Raw genomic sequence first — 19808 nt, forward strand, 5'->3', positions numbered from 1 at the left:
AGCGTTGACTGAGATGTCGTTAGTTTTTGAACTTAAATCAGCATTAAAAACATGAGAAACAATGTCATTTGAGTGATTCCACGTGAGTACACGCTGTCATCAGCGAGCGCGATGACTCTGGGTTGATGGCCAACCCCATGGGTTGTTTCGTGTGTTAACTCGTCAGTTAATGCGTTTCCTGAGTGGTCAAACTTCCTGATAGCGATGTCATTATCATTGTCTGCATAGGTAATCCACGATGCGACAAACGAATCGTCGCTCAGTACAGTCAGACTGATATCATATTGAGTATTCGCGGTGTTGGCATTGAGCTGATATTCCGTGCCAACTTTGTTGCCATCGGCATCATAGTGTTGGGCAAAAACCCCATAGTCATCACCATCCTGATCATAGGATTGCCATGCGACGACATAGCTGCCATCAGAGAAGTATGCGTTGGTCGAAATACCTTGGAAGCTCTCTAAGTGTGTATTAACGGTGGTTGTCTCGCTGGCCTGAATCGAGGACGGGTCGTTGAGATCGACGTTGTAGCTGTGGGAACGGTTCATCACCTCAGAACCATCATGCTGGACAGACACTGAGATACTGCTTTCAGCGGCTAAATCGGCTCCATTGACGTCAATCGTGAAATACCCACCCGCACTTGCTTCAGCGGCAGTCATCGTATGGCTATGGGTCGTGCCATTGGCAGAGACTTCAATAACATCGCCTGCATTCGCGACCGTGTATTGCCCTGATACACTGACCGTGGTTTGTGACTCGGCAATATTTATGACGTTGTCGGGAGTCACGTCGAGAATAAGGAAACTGTCGTAATCGATAGAGAAGGGGGTGGAGGTTTGGATTGTCCCAACGTTGTTGGCAGAGTCAGACGCGGCCAATTCAGTGGTTAAGGTTGTACCGCTGAACATGTCAATCATCGGTACGTTTATCGAGAAAATACCAGCACTGTCTACACTTCCGGTACCAACCTGCGTACTCCCTATCTTCAGTGTGACGGGATCGCCGTCGGTAAACTCACCAATAACCTTACCCACGATAGCGATCTGGCCTGAAGTGAGGTCATCGTTGCTCAGGTCGAAATCTGAGCCGCCAATGCTGGTTATTGATAAAGATGTCATGCCGTAGGCGCGAACCTTGACATCATCTGTTCCATTGCTAGTGTCTGCCCAGGTGACCAGAAGGGTGCCATCCGATGCGGTGGAAAGGTCCAGCTCCGTCGAGCCGGAGGTGTTATCAGCTGAAGAAACGTTCAACACATCGCCAACCTTATCTCCGGTTGATGAGAACCGCTGTACATAAACGTTGCTGGTGCTGGATGGGCCGGTCAGGTTCCAGGTAACCGCAAACCCGCCATCAATTAGCGAGGTGACAGCCGGATGGCGTAGGTTTTCTCCTTGACTGCCATCGGCAGAGGTGGTGTTAATTATAAAGTCATCACCGTAAGGCGTGCCGTCACGGTGATAGCGTCTACCGTGGACATCATGAGTTGTAGGCGTCCCTTCTTTATCACTTAGCCAAACGATGACATAGCTATCATCGGGTAGCACAGTGACGTCTGGGTAGTCGTTGTGCCCCAACAGCGTTGTTTGCACGATATCTGTGTCGCCAGCCTTGTTGCCGTTGCTATCAAAACGTTGTGCAAAAACATGATATTTCCCCACTGTGTGCAATCCGTACCATGTAATAACATAGCCACCATCAGAAAATACGGCGATTTTTGGTTCCCACAGGTGTTGATTTGTTTCTGATGTTATATATGTTTCGCTGCCTTGCTTGGTGTCATCGGTGTTGAAAATCTGAGCAATAAGGTTGTAATTGGAACTGTATTCTCTTGATGTCCAGGCCATAATATAACGGTCATCTGGCAAGGCAGAAATACGGGGTGAGTACTGTGAAGATGACGATGAGTGGAGTACTAATTCATCCGTTAGAGGATTCGCATCGCTATCAAAGCGTCGCCCAGCATGCTTGTTTACATCGCCTGTACTATTCTCTGATCCCCAAACGGCCATAAAGGTGTCATCGGAGAACACTGCAAGATCAACCGACCAAATATATTCCGCGGTATCGGTGTTTAGCTGAAACTCATTCCCTTGTTTATTGCCAGCTGCGTCATAAAGCTGGCCGAAAATACCCCAATCACCGCTATCTTGGTCTCTTGATTCCCACGCTACGACAAAACTGTTGTCAGAAAAGTGTGCGACCTTAGAGCTCCACTGAATATCGTCCTGATGAGTATTAACGGTTTGTTCGCTACCTATGGCTAGCTCCGCCGGGGCAGAAAGGTCGAGTTTATAATCATGAGCACGTGCAACAACCTCGTTGCCACCTTTCTTCGCAGACACTGTCATGCTTCTTTCTGCGGCTAAGTCGGCACCATTGACGTTCACCGTGAAATACCCACCTGCATTGGCTTCAGCAGCCGTCATCGTATGGCTATAGGTGGTGCCATTGGACAAGACTTCAATGATGTCGCCAGCACTGGCAATCGAATATTGACCCGTAATACCAACCGTGGTTTGTGATTCGGCGATATTGATGAGGTTGTCGTTGGTGACATCATCAATGGTCAGGAAAACATCATGATTGACGGTGTAAGGGGCAGAAGATGATACGGTCCCTGTATTGCCTGATTCGTCAGTGGCGGCCACACTGACGTCCAGTGCCGTATGGTCTTTCAGGTCAGAAAAGGCGACAGTTGCGGTGAAGTTACCCTGATCGTCTATATTCCCTGACCCAATTTGATGACCGTCTATCGATAACGTAAAGGGATCGTTAACTGAGAAATCGCCAAAGACTTTTCCTTCGATGGTGACGGTACCTGCGGTTTTATCCGTGTTATCAAGGGTAAAATCTGTGCCCGAGAGTTGGGTAACCTCTATGGTGATGGGCAACGAGTAGGTTTTGAGCATGACATCTTTGGTGCCATCGACATACTCGCCCCAAGCGACGGTCACTTTTCCTGAGTCTGATGCAGAAATATGCGGCCGGGCACTATAGGTTTCAGGGGCATTATGTGAGGCAATCAGCTCGCTACCCACTTTTTGCCCATCGGCGGAAAAGCGTTGGGCGTGGACATGCGTTTTATCAAGATTGGATTCAAGATACTCCCAGACCACCACAAAACCGCCATCACTGAGGGGAGTGACGTCAGGGTATTTGACTTCTTCATAGTTGTTACTGTCTGCGGCTTCAGCGTTGATGGTAAACTCGTTGCCAATTTTTGACCCGTCCCGATTGAAACGTTGGCCGCAAATGTCTGAGGTGTTTGAGTACTGATTGTCATTCAACCAAACCACCACATAACTGTCGTCCGCTAATACGGCTACTGACGGATATTCCTGATAACCACTTACGTGGGTCTTGACGACGGTTTCACTGCCTACTTTGTTGCCACTGTTGTCAAACTGCTGTTTGACAACACCATCATATTGTCCGTCGACATTATCGCCTGCAAACCATGTAATGATGTAGCCGCCGTCAGAGAAGGCATCACTCTCAGCATAACGTGCATTTGGTGAGGTATTGACGGTTGTTTCACTGCCTTGCTTTGTGTCATCGGCATCAAAACGCTGAGATTTGATGACGCTTGACGAGTGCCATGAGAGCACATAGCTATCGTCGGCTAGTGCTGTGACCCGCGGTTGGTAATTACTTGATGTGGAGACATTGAAATTGAGTTCGTCAGTCAAGGGGGTGCCGTCCTGACTGAATTTTCTTCCCATAACATGGTCTGGCTTCGAAACGCCATTGTGATAGCTATGCCAAGTTGCGATAAAGGAATCGTCAGAGAACACGGTGAGACTGACATCAGACTGGAAATCGACGATTGAGGTATTTAATTGATATTCGCTGCCAGATTTGTTCCCTTTGGCATCAAAATGTTGGGCGAAAATACCATATTCATCACCATCTTGGTCATAAGATTGCCACGCCACCACATAGCTACCGTCGGAAAAGTGCTCAAGGGTTGGAAATCCCTGAAAGCTGGGTAAATACGTGTTAGCGGTGACGGTTTCGCTGACACCAAGCACAGAGGGTGGGGTGAGATCTATGTTGTATGGGTGTGTTCTGCTGACAACGTCTGAGCCCCCGCTTGAAACCGAGACTGCAATATCGCTGTCGGCCGCCAAATCAGAACCATTCACCGAGATGGAAAAACTACCCCCTGCGGCAACTTCCGTGCTAGTAAATGTATGAGTGTATGTGTTGCCGTTCACCGCGACATCAACAGTATCGCCAGTTTTCGCTAATACATACTGACCAGTGACATCGACACTGGCTTGTGACTCGGTAATGTTGATCGTGTTATCGCCAGTTAAGGCATTGATAATCAGAAAACTGTCAATATCAATCGAGTAAGACGATGTGGCTGGTATGATACCTATATTGCCAGCGGTGTCAGAGGCGGACAGTTTTGCCGTTAGTTCCGTGTGTGACGATATGCTGGAAAGTGGCACGCCGACAGAGAAATTGCCGGACGCATCGATGTTACCTGAGCCGATCTGAGTACCGTCCACCCAGATTGTCACTGTGTCTCCATCAGAAAATTCGCCGATTGCCTTACCTGAAACGGGTATATTACCTGCGCTGAGATCAGCATTGTCAACGATATAATCCGAGCTACCAATACCCTCGATCGACAAGTGTGTCGACATCGAATAGGCTCTGGTCTTAACATCATCGTAGCCAGCAACTTTTTCGCCCCATGCAACCAATACGGTGCCATCAGGGTTAGTCGATAGTTGTGGTCGTGCCGTGTAGCCAGCCTCGCCTGTCGATACGGTCAACTCATCACCGATTTTCTCACCGATGGGTGAGAACCGCTGTAGGAGGATATTGCTGGTATCGGGTGAGGTGTCTTTAAACTCCCAGGCAATAGCATAGCCGCCGTCATTCAAACCAGTGACTGATGGGCGTTGTAGTTTCTCATTTTGGCCATAGTCTGCTGTCACAGCATTGGCTTTAAATTCGCTACCAAAAGGCGTGCCGTCTTTGTAGAAGCGTTGACCATGAATGTCGTATGTTGTGGGGTTGGAGCGATCGTTTTCACTTTGCCAGACAATGACGTAACTGTCGTCTTTTAACACCGTGATATCAGGGTAGTGATTATCCCCTTTGTGTGTGGTGTGAACGGTGTCAACACCACCAAGTTTGTTACCACTGCTGTCAAAACGTTGTGCGAAGACCCGGTAGTCTAGGTTACCGCCATCATACACACTCCATGCGTACCATGTGACGACATAGCCACCATCAGAGAATACAGCAACTTTTGGATCCCACTGGTTACGGCTTGTGTCTGAAGAGACAATAATCTCGCTACCTTGCTTGTTGCCATTTGCATCAAAATGCTGTGACACGATGTCTGAAGTAGCGCTTTTTTCATTAGACACCCATGTGGTTATGTAACTGTCGTTTGGTAGGGCGGTGATTTGGGGTTGATATTGAGACTCTGATGAAGACTTCAGAGTGAATTCCCCAGTCAGTGGTGTGCCATCACTGTCATATTTTCTTCCAACAAACTCTGTCGTATTGGAACCACTGGGATGCTCGGATTTCCAAGCCGCGATAAATGTATCATCGGAAAATACAGTGACAGAAACCGAGTCCTGATAATCTGTTGTACTGATGTTTAACTGAAATTCAGCTCCTGCTTTATTGCCAGAAGCATCGTAACGCTGGCCAAAAATGCCCATTCCGTCGCCGTCTTGCAATGCGGATTCCCACAGTACGACAAAACTTCCGTCAGAAAAGTAGGCTGAGGCTGGGTAGAGCTGATTGTTTGTGAGGTAGGTATTGGCGGTTTGCTCACTACCTATTGTTAAGGCTGTGGGTGCGGAAACATCGACAGTGTAGGCGGTTGTTTGTGACGTAATTTGCGCACCGCCATGACTCAAAGATACTAATAGGCTGTTGTCTGCCGCTAAATCAGAGCCATTCACACTGAGGGTAAAATACCCACCTGCGTTGGCTTCCGCCGTGGTAACGGTATGGCTGTAGGTCGCACCATTCAAGGTTACATCAACAACATCACCCGCACTGGCAATTGAATACAGACCTGTGACTGCAACAGTCGTTTGCGACTCAGCAATATTCACAATGTTATCGGGAGTGACCGAATCAATGGTAAGGAAGCTGTCGTGATCGATGGCGAAGTCGGCGGTTGATGAAATCGAGCTGACATTGCCTGCCGTGTCAGATGCCGCCAATTTCACTGTTAATGTGCTGGTGTCGACAAGAGTCGAGATTGGCACTGTTGTTGTAAAGTCGCCATTGGCGTCAACGCTACCTGTGCCAATCTGTGTCCCCGTAACCCAGATTGTGACGGCATCTCCGGCAGAAAATTCACCGTTCGCTTTACCTGTTATGGTGACGTTGTCAGCGACAAGCTCATTTTCTGTAACAATGAAATCAGCGCCAGCGACCTCAGTTATCGACAGGCTTGTAGATAAGGTATAGTTTTTGACAACGATGTCATCAATTCCGCCAGTATCAAGACTCCATGTTACTAACAGTTGTCCGTTGTTTGTGGTGGTTAGGAAAGGCTCTGACGCCTGGGGTGCACCTATGCTCTCGGATACCGCGATTTCATCGCCTACCTTGTCACCTGACGCAGAGAACCTTTGGAGATAAATATTTCTCTCGCTATACGTATAAACGATTTCAGACCACGTCACTGCAAAGCCACCATCACTTAAATGGGTAACATGAGGGTCGTCTATTTGCTCGTCGTCACTGTTGATTGAAGTGGTGGTATTAATCTGGAATTCGCTGCCTAAGGGAGTGCCATCGGACAAAAAAATCTGTCCCTGAATATCGAAGGTGCCTGCGGCAATATCATAGTCTCGCCATACGATCACATAGCTATCATTATTGAGGGCCGTGACGGCAGGATCGCTTTGCTCGCCTGATGTTGTCGTATTAACAAGTGTTTCAACACCGACTTTGTTACCAAGGTGATCAAAGCGTTGTGCGTATACGCCTTTGTATTGACCATCTTGATCATTTGATTGCCAGGTGATGACGTAGCCGCCATCAGAAAAAGGTGCAATTTGCGGCCATTCTTGGCCGCTGGTTGTGTAGGTGTTTACCAGTACTTCATTGCCAACCGTTGAACCGTCGGCGTTAAATAATTGGCAAGCAACACCATTTCCTGAGCCGTCAGAGGTGCGCCATGTGACAGCGAAGCGATCATTCGCCAGTGCTGTAATATCCGGTTCTGCTTGTGTCCCATAGGTGTTGGTATTGATGATGAACTCAGAACCCAGAGGCGTACCATCTGAACTGAACTTTCTGGCAGCTATGTTGTGGTCATCGCTAGCATTGGTGTCATAAACAATGATAAATGTATCGTCAGAGAAAACGGCGATTTTTACCCTTTCCTGATCTTTATAGGTGTTATTGTGCAGTTGGAATTCGTTACCCAGTTTTGTGCCCGATGCGTCGTATCGCTGACCGTATATTCCCCATCTGTCTCCGTCTTGCCCAAACGACTGCCATGCAACGATATAGCTGCCGTCAGAAAAACTGGCGATAGTCGGCTTTATTTGTTGGTTATATGTGTAGGTGTTGACTACTGCTTGTGAGCCTTCGACAAGCTCTCCGGGGGCAGTCAAGTCAGTACTGTAGCTATGTTCTTTGCTGAAAAGTTTCTGTGAACTTCGGAAGATCTCGACCGTGAGGTTGTTGTTATCAGCGAGTACCGATCCTGCTACATCAAGAGAGAACACTCCGCCATTCGAGATGTCGTCAGAGGTCAAAGTATGGCTGTACTGCTGACCATTAATCGTGGTTTGAGCAATGTCACCCACTTGAGCGAGTGAGAACTGACCAGATATTGGGAGAGTTGCGCCTGATTCAGATAGGTTAATGGTGTTGTCATTGCTGATTGGATTGATGCTGAGGAAGTCTGTGAGGGTAAAGGTGTAAGCAGATGTATGAGTGATTTGGCCGACATTCCCAGCGACATCAGTGGCGTTGACAGTCACGGTCAGTGATGTGTCAGATATCAACAGACTATTTTCAACTGCGAAATCAAATACGCCGCTCGATGCGATAGTCCCTGTCGCGATCACACTGCCGGCTACCGACACTGTCACAGTGTCGCCCGTGGTAAATTCGCCGGAAATGGAACCCGCGACAGTGATGTTGCCATTGTTTAGATCTGCCGCACCAATTGTGTTTGTTGCGTTTCCGATTTGTGAAAGCGCCACAGATGTTGCGGGTGTCTGAGGGGCGTCGGTGTCCACCGAGTAGGTATAATCATTCTCAAGCAGTGTTTGACCGTCTCGTATCAGCATGAGTGTTGCTGTGGTAACCGTAGCAAGATCTTGACCACTCACGGCGATGGTAAACGTACCACCATTTTGGATGTCGGTTTCGGTGAATGTATAAGTGAAAACACTGCCATTAACCACGAACTCTGCCGTATCGCCAGCAATGGCATGGCCAAACTGACCTTCAATATTTACGGTGCCTGAGGCCTCCGTGCTGTTAATAATGCCGTCACCCGCAAGACTGGTTAGAGATGTTGCCGCATTAAAATCAACGCCAGTGAGGGTGATGACGACATTTTGCTGAGTACCATCTGTTGCAGTGAGCGTCAGGGTATCGTGAACTACTTGTCCGTCAGTCAGGGGCGCAACGCTATGTGCTGCTGCGCTATAAACCACGTGCCATCTGTCAGTGATAAGGAGCCGTACGTACCGTCAACGTTAGTATTCTGAAATGTCGGTGTGTCGTTAGCATCTGGGTCTGAAATGGTCAGTGTTCCAGTGGCTTGCGGCGTGAGATCAGTGATGGTCAGCGCTTGTGAGGTGAACACACCGTTGATATCCACCAGATAGAAGTTGCCGTTTTCCGTTACAACCAGCTGCGGTACAGCGTCATCATTGTCAAAGCCTGAGAGGTGCTTCAAGTGCTGGAATCGATGGTTTGCGCCGATGGTGAAAAGGTCTACACCGCCTGATTCGCTCTCACACACAAAGATCAGATGGTTATCAACTTCTGTCGGAGACGAATGATAGGAAAAACCCGAATCTAAGGAGTCTCGCTGGGTGATTGAGCCGTCGTTTTCGAGCTGGTAAAGGTGCGATATTTTGTTGTCATCGCCGCTGGCGAGAATGAAACTGTCACCATTTTCGGTTTGGTGAGTATTGACTGAGTGGTTACTGCCTAGGTCGAATGTGTTGCTGGTTTCCAGCGTCAGCCCGCCATTGCTTTCGTCAATGGCATAAACGTTGAGCGTATCGTTTGATGCGGAGAACAGATAGGTATTACCGCCATGCGTCAGTAAATCCAGACTGGATACATTGTCTCCGGCAGAAATAGTGGTTCCCGTTTCACTGATAGCCCCCGTTGTTGGGTTGTAAGTAAGGACATCGATACGGTCGTTCTGTGGACGCGTGGCATAGATGTAAAAGGTGCCACCCGGCGCTTCATAAAGGATATTTTCGCGAACTATCCCGCCATTTGTAGAAGGCTGTGAGTGGCCAAATGTTTTCCCGCCATGGAAAGATAACTCTCCAGTGTCGGAGATGTGCCACACCGATATGGATCCGCTGTTTTGTGATGTCAGAAAGAGGGTTGTCTGGCCAGTCACATCATAGATGTTCGATGCAGTCAGGCCGTTACCCAAGGCGTCGAGTGGGAGGCCAAAACTCTGAACATCGCTCGTAATGCTTCCAGACAAGGTCGTGGCAACGGTACCCTGCGATGAGTCATAAAACATGCGGTCTGATTCAGTGACCGAACCGTCGTTTTCGACACGGTGAAATGTCACTAGGCCGTTGTAACCAACGTTAGTTGTCAGTATGTAGGGGACGCCTGCGATTTGGATATGACTTGACGTATTGCTGGTGGTTGTCGCACCTGTTGCCAATGCTCCGGCAGAAATTGAGAAAGGTCCGAGGCTATTTTCGGTCACAGATCCGGTATGAGTGCCACCGACTGACGAGGCGTCCTCGACGCCTGTCAATGTTATAGTGACGAGCTCCGAGTTGCCGTCACTGGCGTTGACGGTAAACGTATCCTGCGCAGTCTGACCTTGGTCTAAGGGTTGCAGAGCACTGTTATTGGCGGTAAATGTCCAATGCCCATTATTAAGATCAAATGTACCGTATTGCCCCGTAAGTGTTGTGTTTATGAGGCTCGGACTATCGTTGGTGTCCTCATCTGTAATCGAGAGCTGACCCTGAGCGATGAGATCTGCATCATCTTCAGCAACGCTTCCGCTGGTCACACCGCTAATGACGGATGCATCCTCATCACCTGTTACTGTAATGATGATTTGATGCTCTGAGCCATCAGACGCCGTGACAGCAAAGGTATCCTGAGTCTGTTCATCGTCATTCAGTGCTTTAATGGCACTGGGGTCAACGACATAGCTCCAAGTACCATCGCTGTTGGTCGTCAGTGTGCCGTAAGTACCTATGTGCGTTTGGTTAGGCAGTGTGGGTTGTGTTGACGCATCGGGGTCAAACAGGCTGACAGTGCCGCTGGCGGTCGTTTCGGTCTTGAGCAGTGTAGATTGCTTGTTGCCACTGATGATGGCGGTGGTGTCGGTACCTGTGATACTGATGGTAATTTGTTGCTGAGTACCGTCAGTGGCGGTGAGGGTCAGCGTGTCTGTGACGGTATCACTGGCAGTGAGGTAGCCTGAGTCATCGCGATTCAGAGTATAGACCATTGGCCGCTGGTTAGCACTAATGAGCCGTAGGTACCATCCACCGTGGTATCCGTAAAACTGGGGCTATCTGCATTATCGGCATCGCTGATCCCTAACGTCCCAGAGACCGAGGCCACTGCCTCATCGCTATCCGTTTCTGTGGCGGCTGTACTGAAAACACCGGAGACAACAGGTGCGTCTTCATCCCCAGTCACTGTCATCACTATTTGATGCTGCGAGCCGTCAGAGGCGGTGATAGTGAAACTGTCCTGAGCCTGCTGGTTATCGTTTAGCGCCGCGACCGCATCTGGGTTGACGACATAGCTCCATGTGCCATCGCTGTTGGTGGTCAGAGTACCGTAAGTACTGTGTGCGCTTGGTTAGGCAGCGTGGGTTGTATTGACGCATCGGGATCAAATAGGCTGACAGTACCGCTGGCGGTGGTATCGGTCTTGAGCAGTGTAGATTGCTTGTCGCCACTGATAATGGCGGTGGTGTCGGTACCTGTAATGGTAATACCGATTGTTTGCTCAGTGCCGTCGGTAGCGGTGAGAGTGATTGTTTCTGTAACAGTATCACCCGTTGTCAGTTGGCCGGCCTGGCCAGCACGATCCAAAGTGTAGGTCCACTGCCCATTAGTCAGTATCAGTTCGCCGTAGGTGCCATTCACTGTGGTGTTATTGAACACGGGCGAATCGCTGCGGTCGGCATCGCTGATCCCCAATGTGCCTGACACCGAGGCGACGGCCTCATCGCTGTCGGTTTCAGTCGCTGCTGCGATGAAATCACCTGTGACGACAGGGATGTCTTCATCACCTGTCACCGTCATAACTATCTGATGCTGCGAGCCATCAGAAGCAGTAATGGTGAAGCTGTCCTGAACCTGCTCATTATCATTCAGCGTGGCCACCGCGCTTGGGTTAACAGCATAGCTCCATGTGCCATCGCTGTTGGTGGTCAGGATACCGTAAGTACCTACATGTGTTTGGTTAGGCAGTGTGGGTTGTGTTGTCGCATCAGGGTCAAACAGATTCACGGTACCGCTAGCGCTGGTATCGGTCTTTTGCAGCGTCGCTTGCTTGTCGCCACTGATAATCGCTGTGGTGTCAGTACCTGTGATGGTAATACTGATTGTTTGCTCGGTGCCATCGGTAGCGGTCAGCGTCATTGTTTCGGTGACGATGTCACCTGTGGTGAGTTGACCCGCATGACCTGCGCGATCCAGAGTATATGTCCACTGGCCATTGGCCAGTACCAGTTCGCCGTAGGTACCGCTCAATGTCGTGTTGTTAAACACAGGTGAGTGACTGCGGTCAGCATCGCTGATTGACAGCGTGCCCGCGACGGAGGCCACCGCTTGGTCGCTGTCGGTTTCGGTCGCGGCGGCAGTAAACACACCAGAGACCACTGGCGCGTCTTCGTCACCTGTCACTGTCATCTGCATCTGGTGTTGAGAGCCATCTGAAGCGTTAATGGTAAAGCTGTCCTGAACCTGCTCGTTATCGTTCAGCACCGCGACCGCATTTGGGTTGACGACATAGCTCCATGTGCCGTTGCTGTTGGTGGTTAAGGTACCGTAGCTCCCTGTAAACGATTGATTAGGCATCGTTGGCTGGGTTGGCGCATCTGGGTCATAAATAGTGACGATGCCGTTGGCGCTAGTGTCAGTTTTCAACAAGGTCGACTGGCTATCGCCTGTTATAATGGCTGTTGTATCGCTTCCCGTGATAGTGATGATGATTTGTTGTTCTGTACCATCGCTTGCAGTGAGTGTCAGCGTATCGGTGACCGTATCGCTGGCAGTAAGATGGCCAGAATCATCGCGGTTCAGGTATATACCCATTGACCGCCAGTAAGCACCAATGCGCCGTAGTTGCCGCTGACCGTGGTATCAGCAAAGCTGGGTGTATCGGCGTTATCTGCATCGCTGATGGCGAGTGTACCCGTGACCGATGCAACTGCCTCGTCGCTGTCGGTTTCAGTGGCCGCTGCGGTGAAATCTCCCGAGACGACTGGCGCGTCCTCGTCGCCCGTGACTGTCATTACAATTTGATGCTGCGAACCATCAGAGGCCGTTATCGTAAAACTGTCCTGCGCCTGCTCACCATCGTTAAGCGTTGCAACCGCTGAAGCATTGACGACATAGCTCCATGTGCCATCGCTGTTGGTGGTTAGGGTGCCATAGTTGCCGATAAACACTTGAGAGGGAAGCGTCGGCTGCGATGTGTTGTCAGGGTCAAACAGACTTACCGTACCAGTGGCGGTGGTGTCAGTTTTCAACAGCGTTGATTGGCTATCGCCTGTAATAACGGCGGTGGTGTCGCTACCCGTTATGGTAATGGTGATCTGTTGCTCCGTACCATCAGTTGCAGTAAGGGTCAGCGTATCGGTGACAGTATCCCCCGATTTAAGATGGCCGGAGTCGTCGCGGTTCAGGCTATAGGTCCACCGACCGTTGGTCAGCACTAGCTCGCCGTAAGTTCCAATGACTGTGGTGTCGGTGAAGCTTGGTGTATCGGCATTGTCTGCATCGCTGATCGCCAACGTGCCAGTGACTGAGGCGACAGCCTCGTCGCTGTCGGTTTCGGTAGCCACTGCGTTGAACACCCCAGACACCACTGGCGTGTCTTCGTCACCAGTCACTGTCATCACAATCTGATGCTGTGAACCATCAGAGGCGGTGATGATGAAAACATCTTGCGCCTGCTCGTTGTCATTCAATGTTGCAACGGCACTCGGATCGACAACGTAGCTCCACGAACCATCACTGTTGGTGGTCAATGTACCGTACGTGCCTACATATGGCTGATTTAGCAGGGTCGGCTGGTTTTCGGCATCGGGATCAAACAGGCTAACATTGCCAGTCGCGGTTGTGTCAGTTTTCAACAGCATCGACTGTTTGTCTCCGCTTATGACAGCGGTAGTGTCTGAGCCTGCAATATTGATGGTAATGATTTGTTGCGTGCCATCTGTGGCTGAGAGATAGATCGTATCCTGAACATTGTCTCCGCTTGTCAGGTGGCCGGATTTATCGCGATCAAGGGTGTAGGTCCATTGCCCACCACTGACAACGAGTGAGCCGTACTGCCCCGGTTGGGTAATGCCGTCAAAAGAGGGGCTGTCAGCAGTGTCGTAGTCAAGAATACTTAAGGTGCCCGACACCGAGGCGACAGCCTCATCGCTGTCAGTTTCTGTGGCTGCTGCGGAAAAAAGACCAGAAACAATGGGCGCATCATCGGCCCCCGTTACTGTCATTACAATTTGATGCTGCGAGCCATCAGAAGCAGTGATGATGAAAATATCCTGCGCCTGCTCATTGTCATTTAGCGGCCTGATATCGTTTGTTGCAACGGCATAATGCCAGGTACCATCGGTGTGCGTTGTCAGGGTGCCGTAATTGCCTGTGTGTTGTTTGTCGGGCAGGGTGGGCTGTGTAGCAGCGTCTGGGTCATAAAGGTTGACTGTACCGCTGCCTGACGCATGGTGTTTCAGTAGCGTCGACTGACTGTCTCCGCTAATGATTGCGGTAGTGTCTGTGCCCGTGACGGCGATGGTAATAATTTGTTCAGTGCCATCGGTGGCGATCAATCTCAGCGTGTCGGTAACAGAATCACCTGTGGTGAGATGGCCTGAACGACTTGGTTCTAGGGTGTAGACCCACTGGCCATTGGTCAGCACTAACGTTCCGTATTGGCCTGTTACGGTCGTATCGGTAAAGCTTGGGGTATCGGTGAGGTCTGCATCGGCTATGTAAACATCACCAGACGTGGACGCAGGTGCCTGATCACTGTCAGTTTCTGTCGCTGCGGCAGTTAATACCCCCGAGACTACAGGTATATCATCGGTACCTGTTACGGTTATGGCAATTTGATGGGATGTGCCATCGGAGGCGTTAACGGTGAAGACATCGGTATCCAGCTCTTGCTCGCCAAGAGGCACGATTCTATTGGGGTATACCTGATAAACCCATTGCTTCTCTGAGGGGTTGCTGAGATCTGTGGTGAGAGTGAGGGCTCCGTAGTGACCTGTCAGGACAGTGTCGTCAATTGTTGGTTGAACGGGATTATCTGGGTCATACGCCGAAATTTTTCCTTGAGCACTGGTCGCTAATGCCTCCAGTGTGTTGTTAGTTGCACCTCTCAGGTAAGTCTGTGTGTCTTGTCCGGTCAGAGCGATGGATAGCCCAATTTGCGCGCCGTCGGTGGCAATTAGCTCAAATTGCTCATGTTGGATTTCATCCTGAGACAACATTTCGAATAACAAGGGATCCGGTGAATATGTCCACTGGTGTGAGACCAGAGACAGCTGACCGTATGCACCTGTTATGGCGATATCATCGAAGACAGGGGAGTGGCTCGGATCAGGGTCGTGAATCGACAGTGTGCCTTCGATATTTGCGTGAGTGCCACCTTCATGAAGTTCGCCATTTAAATCTCCATCTATAATGCATGGGTCATCAAGGCCGGTTACCGAGTAGTTGAAGGTTTTTGTTGATCCATTTCTTGCGACCACAGAGAAAGTCTCTGAGGCGACTTCTCCAGGGTTGAGAGGGATTATGGCTTCAGCATTTTCTGTATATTTCGCGACACCGCCAAAAACAGTAAAAACACCATAGAGGCCAATAATCTTTGTTTCAGGCAGGGTTGCTGGAATTTCCTCCACGGACTCTTCGAGAGTCTCACGCTTGTCAGCAATTATTCTTTTGTATTTATCTGATGCTTCCGGCGGCAATGCTTTTCGATAAGGGTAGGCGGGTTCAGAATCGTGACTAAAATCTGATTGAAAGAGTCTCAACGAATCAATGATTAACTGTGTCGAAACCTCTATTTCTTTGGCTTCTATAGCGATCTTTGTTTCAAATTGTTCGATTTCTCTGTGAATCTTGGCAATTTGTCGTTTTGATTCTGAGATGAACTCTTCGCATATCGCCACGTTCTGACAGAACTCGCTGTTCATTTCTGTCAGATTCTTTTCAATGACGGCCAGTTGTTCGTCTAGCGTCTTGCGTCTTTGGGTGATGGCCTCTTCATAACTCTCCAGTAATGAAGACTTAAAAGGATCAATCAGGCTGAGATTGTGGGTTAGAATATCGGGAGAAATGCCTGAGTTGTCTAACAGCCTGAACAGAGGTGCGGGCAATCCGTTGAAATTCAGTTCAAGTTTCCCTGTGGCTATTAAAAACAAGCCATTTGGAACTTGAATGGCGACTCCATCATTATCAATGTACGTGAAGTCGAATCCGTCAAATGTGACATCATCCAAATCGGACAATTCAATTTTTTGCATCAGTCCAGACAAAACTCCTACGAAAAGTCTTTGCCCAGCCAGTCTGACGAGGTTGTTATTATTCTATTTTTACGTTATCGGCAAATTTTCAGTTCTCTTAACCAACACTGAAGTCGTCAATCGTAGAGTTGCCAGCAACGTCGGTGATACTGATCGTTATGTCCGCTCCTGCGCGATAGTCTGGGTTGTCAATTTTCCATGTTCCATCGGGCTGGATTTTCGTTTCACCAATTTCATGGTCCCCCTGTGTAACTTTTACTGTTGCTCCTGCATCCCATGAATTGTAATCGCCGCCTCCGATAAACGAGTCTCCCTCATGCAAGCTATCAGCATTACTGAGATGGATTTCGGGTGGCGTGGTATCAAGCTTACAGTGCCTGTTTTAACGTCGGTGGTATCTTCATGCGTGATGGCCACTGTGAACGCATTGTCTCCTTGGGCTAAAACGCGATCTGAGGGCAGGGTGAGGTGCCAGTGACCATTTTGGTCTGCTCGGGTCGAAAACGTATCGTCAAGAATTGAAAACGCAACCAACGCACCGGGCTCAGCATCGCCCTCAAAAGAAGGCCGTGGATCATGTGTGATGGTATGATTTTGACCGTCCGTTAGCGATATATCCGAAGTCGTGGATGGGTCAAATTTTGCGCCTTGCTTGAACCATACATCAGCATACTCATGCACTTCGCCATCTTTAGATGTGTAAGAGCCCATAAGGCTCAGTAAATTTCCATTGTCTGTTTCATCCGACGATATCGAGGTAAGGTTGATACTTGCAATGTCTAATTCAGCAAGCGTCTTTAATTCACCCTCGTTGGTAATGCCATCGACATTGCTGTCGACCCAAATATTAAGTTTTTCGTAAATGGCATCATGAATATCAATTTTACCGTCGGCGTTGGTATCGTGTTGTCTCAAGCTTCAAAGCCATCTTTTGCGCGTGAGCCGTCAGCAAGCTGGGTTCCCTCGCCAAACATTTCGCTACCATTGTTAATGACGCCATCGCGATTGATGTCCCAGACAAGGAATCCATCCTCACCGTTCGCCCAACCTGTTGCTCGCGATACGCCATCCGCATTGAGGTCGTAATTGATTTTCGAGTTATCTACGGAAATGGTTTCGATGCCGTCGCCATCCAAATCAAAGAGCAAAGGCGTCACGAAGTCTTTAGGGCGTGCCACGACATTGAACGTCACGTCTTTGGGGTTGAGCCAGGGGAAAACTCCGCCCCCCGGCAAGTCTTCCCATTTAGACTCGTTTCCGCTGTTGTCCTCATTGTCGTATCCAAATACGTTCCGGTGAGATTCAGAGAGATAGACCCAGCTTTTCTTACCATTCTGGATGATTCTTGCGCCATCATGATCAAGAGAGATGGAAGCGTCGCCGTTGGAGTATCCTATTTTGTGTCCATTGGGAATCAGGAATAAGCCCAGTTTTGACGCGCCATTCAGATAAATATCGGTGTTGAGGCTGCCATAATTTGAGGTTTTGCTCATGATAACTTTGGCACTCATGATGTTGCCACTGCTGTCCATGGTGTAGTAGCCGATGCTGTTTTTGTAGATGGAAAAATTGGTCTTGATATTCCACATTTCCAGAGTCATTTTTTCGACTCCGGATACGTTCCATAAGCCGCTGCTTTCACGAGGTACAAGTTCATCATCGAGGATGGTTGCGGTGCCTGATACCTTGTTTGATTGATACTCGGATGACGCAAGAAGTTTAAACTGTTCGCCTCCCTCATACTGGGAATCTTCTTTGGTACTCACGCGCACTTTAAATGAGTCTGTGTTACTTGGCACGTTGACGGAGTTGCCCACATTGTGCCATGTGTAGCCGTTGTTGAAGCTGACTTGTAAGTTACTGTTGTAGTCATATCCGGTTGCTGAGTGGCTTTGTAAATCTAATGTGACTGTCGTCGATGATGTTGATTCATTTGAGAGGGAAACATTAAATATCGCTGTATCCCCTTCCCAAACATCGGGACTGCTTACTGATGTGACTTCAGGTTCGTCGTAATAATCATTAATGGTGACCTCGCCCCTGCCGGATGAAGAGTTCCATCCATCACCTTCAACTCTGGCCCACACCGAAAATCGTTCAGTGTCCTCATAGATATTGTCGTTCTTTGTATCGAAGCGGAGCTCGAATGATGAGTTACCAGCGGGCACGTCAATATAAACACCGCTTGAGACATTTCCGTAGTGTTTTTGCCAACTGCCACCACCATAGCGAACCCAAAAATATGTTTCATAATAATCAGTTGCTCTTGATGCTGTTCCGGAGTCGAGGTCGATTTGAACGCGGGTTGTTTGTGTCGATGATCCGCTGAGTGTGACCTTAACAGGGCCAGCATAGCCGCCCTCATTGACACTCACATCTGAAACATCGGTAACGCTGGGCTTGTTGTCTGCTTCGTCAGTGATAGTGACAGTACCGCTTACCTGTGCTTGATCTTCTGCATTTGCACGAATGGTAAAATACTGAGTATTTTCATACGTGGAATCATTGGATGTTGCTACTCTGACTTGGAATGACGACTTGTTCGCCGGAACATCAACCCATTTACCCGTTGAAAAGTTACCTAGATTTTGCCAGCCGTTACCGAAGTTGACGTAAAGCGTTTCTTGATAATCGCTGCCTCCGCCGTGCGCAGTGCCGTTGTAAGCATCCACCCATATTTTGGTGGTGCTGGTCGAGGTATTGCTAAGTGAGACCGTGACAGTCGCGTCCTGACCTTCTTCTACCGTGGTACTTGAGACTGCACTGACGTTGGGAGCGGTTTCATTGTCGATGATATGGCTGTTTTGAGACTGTACCCAGTTTTGTCCATCAACGTGGCCTGAAATCACAAAAGTTTCATTCCCCTCATACACATTATCATTGATGGCTTCGGCACTGACATGGAGGTGTTTTATGCCAGCAGGCACTTTAACGTTGATGTCATTATTGTGGCTCAAAACGTATTCACCCACCCATGCGCCCGCACTGGTATAGACATGGATTTTTCCTGTGTAGTCGTCACCAAATTTTGCCTGATGCAAGCTATCGTCAAACTTCAATTTGACGAAGCGATCAGTGGTCGATGTGGAGGTCATGTTCACGGACCATTTATTCCACAGCCACCCCCCTTCGTTGACATTTTCGAGGTTAGTGATGCTGGCAACTTTAGGTATGTCAGCATCATCTTTGATATAGGCTTTTTCTGACTGCACCCAGCCTTGCTTGCCGATCACAGCGGCATTGATGGTGAGGCTTTCGTTCCCTTCATACACATTGTCATTGTTGGTCAGCGCATAGAGTTTCACACCTGTATGCCCAGCGGGGATCGTGATAGGTGCTTGATACTGATTACTGTTATCGACATACACTTCCTGAAGGAAATTCCCTGACAAGTCATAAACATGGACTTTACCGCTGTAATCTGACCCAGGGGTATTGGTCTGGGATTTGTTGCCTTGATGCGTCGCGGTGTGCTGGGCGTCATGAAAATTCAGCGTGACCGTGGTTGCGGTATCAGAGGCGGTACTCATGTTCATGGTCCAGCCAAGCCAGCCACCTTCAACGTTATCCTGAAGGTGTTTGATGTTACTCACTGTCGGTGCGGTTTCATTATCCGTGATGGTGACCACCCCCTTGCCCGCGGTGTCATTCCATTCATCTCCTTGAACGCGTGCCCAGACCGTGAAGTTTTCGTCACCCTCATAAATATCATCGTCGAGGGTGTCAAAACGCAGCTCAAAGGCGGTCTGATTGGCCGGGACATCAATGAGCATGCCGTCGGATACGTTACCTGTTTTTTGTTGCCACTCGCCGCCGTCAAACCGTACCCAGAATGTGGTATCGGTGTAATCGT

General features: G+C 49.2%; 7 protein-coding genes and 1 pseudogene. All 8 read right to left on the reverse strand.

What is annotated here, in order from left to right:
• Window positions 1–32 precede the first annotated feature (32 nt).
• Window positions 33–8303: an Ig-like domain-containing protein gene (locus CS022_RS19345; RefSeq protein ID WP_408057269.1), complete on the reverse strand. Its 8271-nt coding sequence runs from the start codon at window positions 8301–8303 to the stop codon at window positions 33–35.
• A gap of 291 nt (window positions 8304–8594) precedes the next feature.
• Window positions 8595–10690 (reverse strand): annotated as a pseudogene (locus tag CS022_RS19350) (VCBS domain-containing protein); the annotation flags it as partial.
• The gene (locus tag CS022_RS26720; protein ID WP_235869758.1) at window positions 10675–11022 is read right to left on the reverse strand and encodes a VCBS domain-containing protein; all 348 of its coding nucleotides are present in this window, start codon (window positions 11020–11022) and stop codon (window positions 10675–10677) included. The pseudogene CS022_RS19350 and the gene CS022_RS26720, both read right to left, overlap by 16 nt.
• Window positions 11019–12512: a VCBS domain-containing protein gene (locus CS022_RS19360; RefSeq protein ID WP_129122947.1), complete on the reverse strand. Its 1494-nt coding sequence runs from the start codon at window positions 12510–12512 to the stop codon at window positions 11019–11021. Before CS022_RS19360 ends, CS022_RS26720 begins: the two co-directional genes overlap by 4 nt.
• Complete coding sequence (locus CS022_RS19365) at window positions 12497–15955, reverse strand: VCBS domain-containing protein (protein WP_129122948.1); 3459 nt, start codon at window positions 15953–15955, stop codon at window positions 12497–12499. The genes CS022_RS19360 and CS022_RS19365 overlap by 16 nt, the downstream gene beginning before the upstream one ends.
• Before the next feature lie 97 nt (window positions 15956–16052).
• Window positions 16053–16277, reverse strand: a complete 225-nt coding sequence (locus CS022_RS28255; RefSeq protein WP_129122949.1) for an Ig-like domain-containing protein — start codon at window positions 16275–16277, stop codon at window positions 16053–16055.
• Window positions 16211–16870: an Ig-like domain-containing protein gene (locus tag CS022_RS19375; RefSeq protein ID WP_129123619.1), complete on the reverse strand. Its 660-nt coding sequence runs from the start codon at window positions 16868–16870 to the stop codon at window positions 16211–16213. The genes CS022_RS28255 and CS022_RS19375 overlap by 67 nt, the downstream gene beginning before the upstream one ends.
• On the reverse strand, window positions 16867–19808 hold a 2942-nt coding region (locus CS022_RS19380; protein ID WP_328590414.1), incomplete at its 5' end, for a Calx-beta domain-containing protein. The genes CS022_RS19375 and CS022_RS19380, both read right to left, overlap by 4 nt.

Origin of the sequence: Veronia nyctiphanis, assembly GCF_004116385.1 — a bacterium.
In the GTDB taxonomy this organism is placed as follows: Bacteria; Pseudomonadota; Gammaproteobacteria; order Enterobacterales; family Vibrionaceae; genus Veronia; species Veronia nyctiphanis.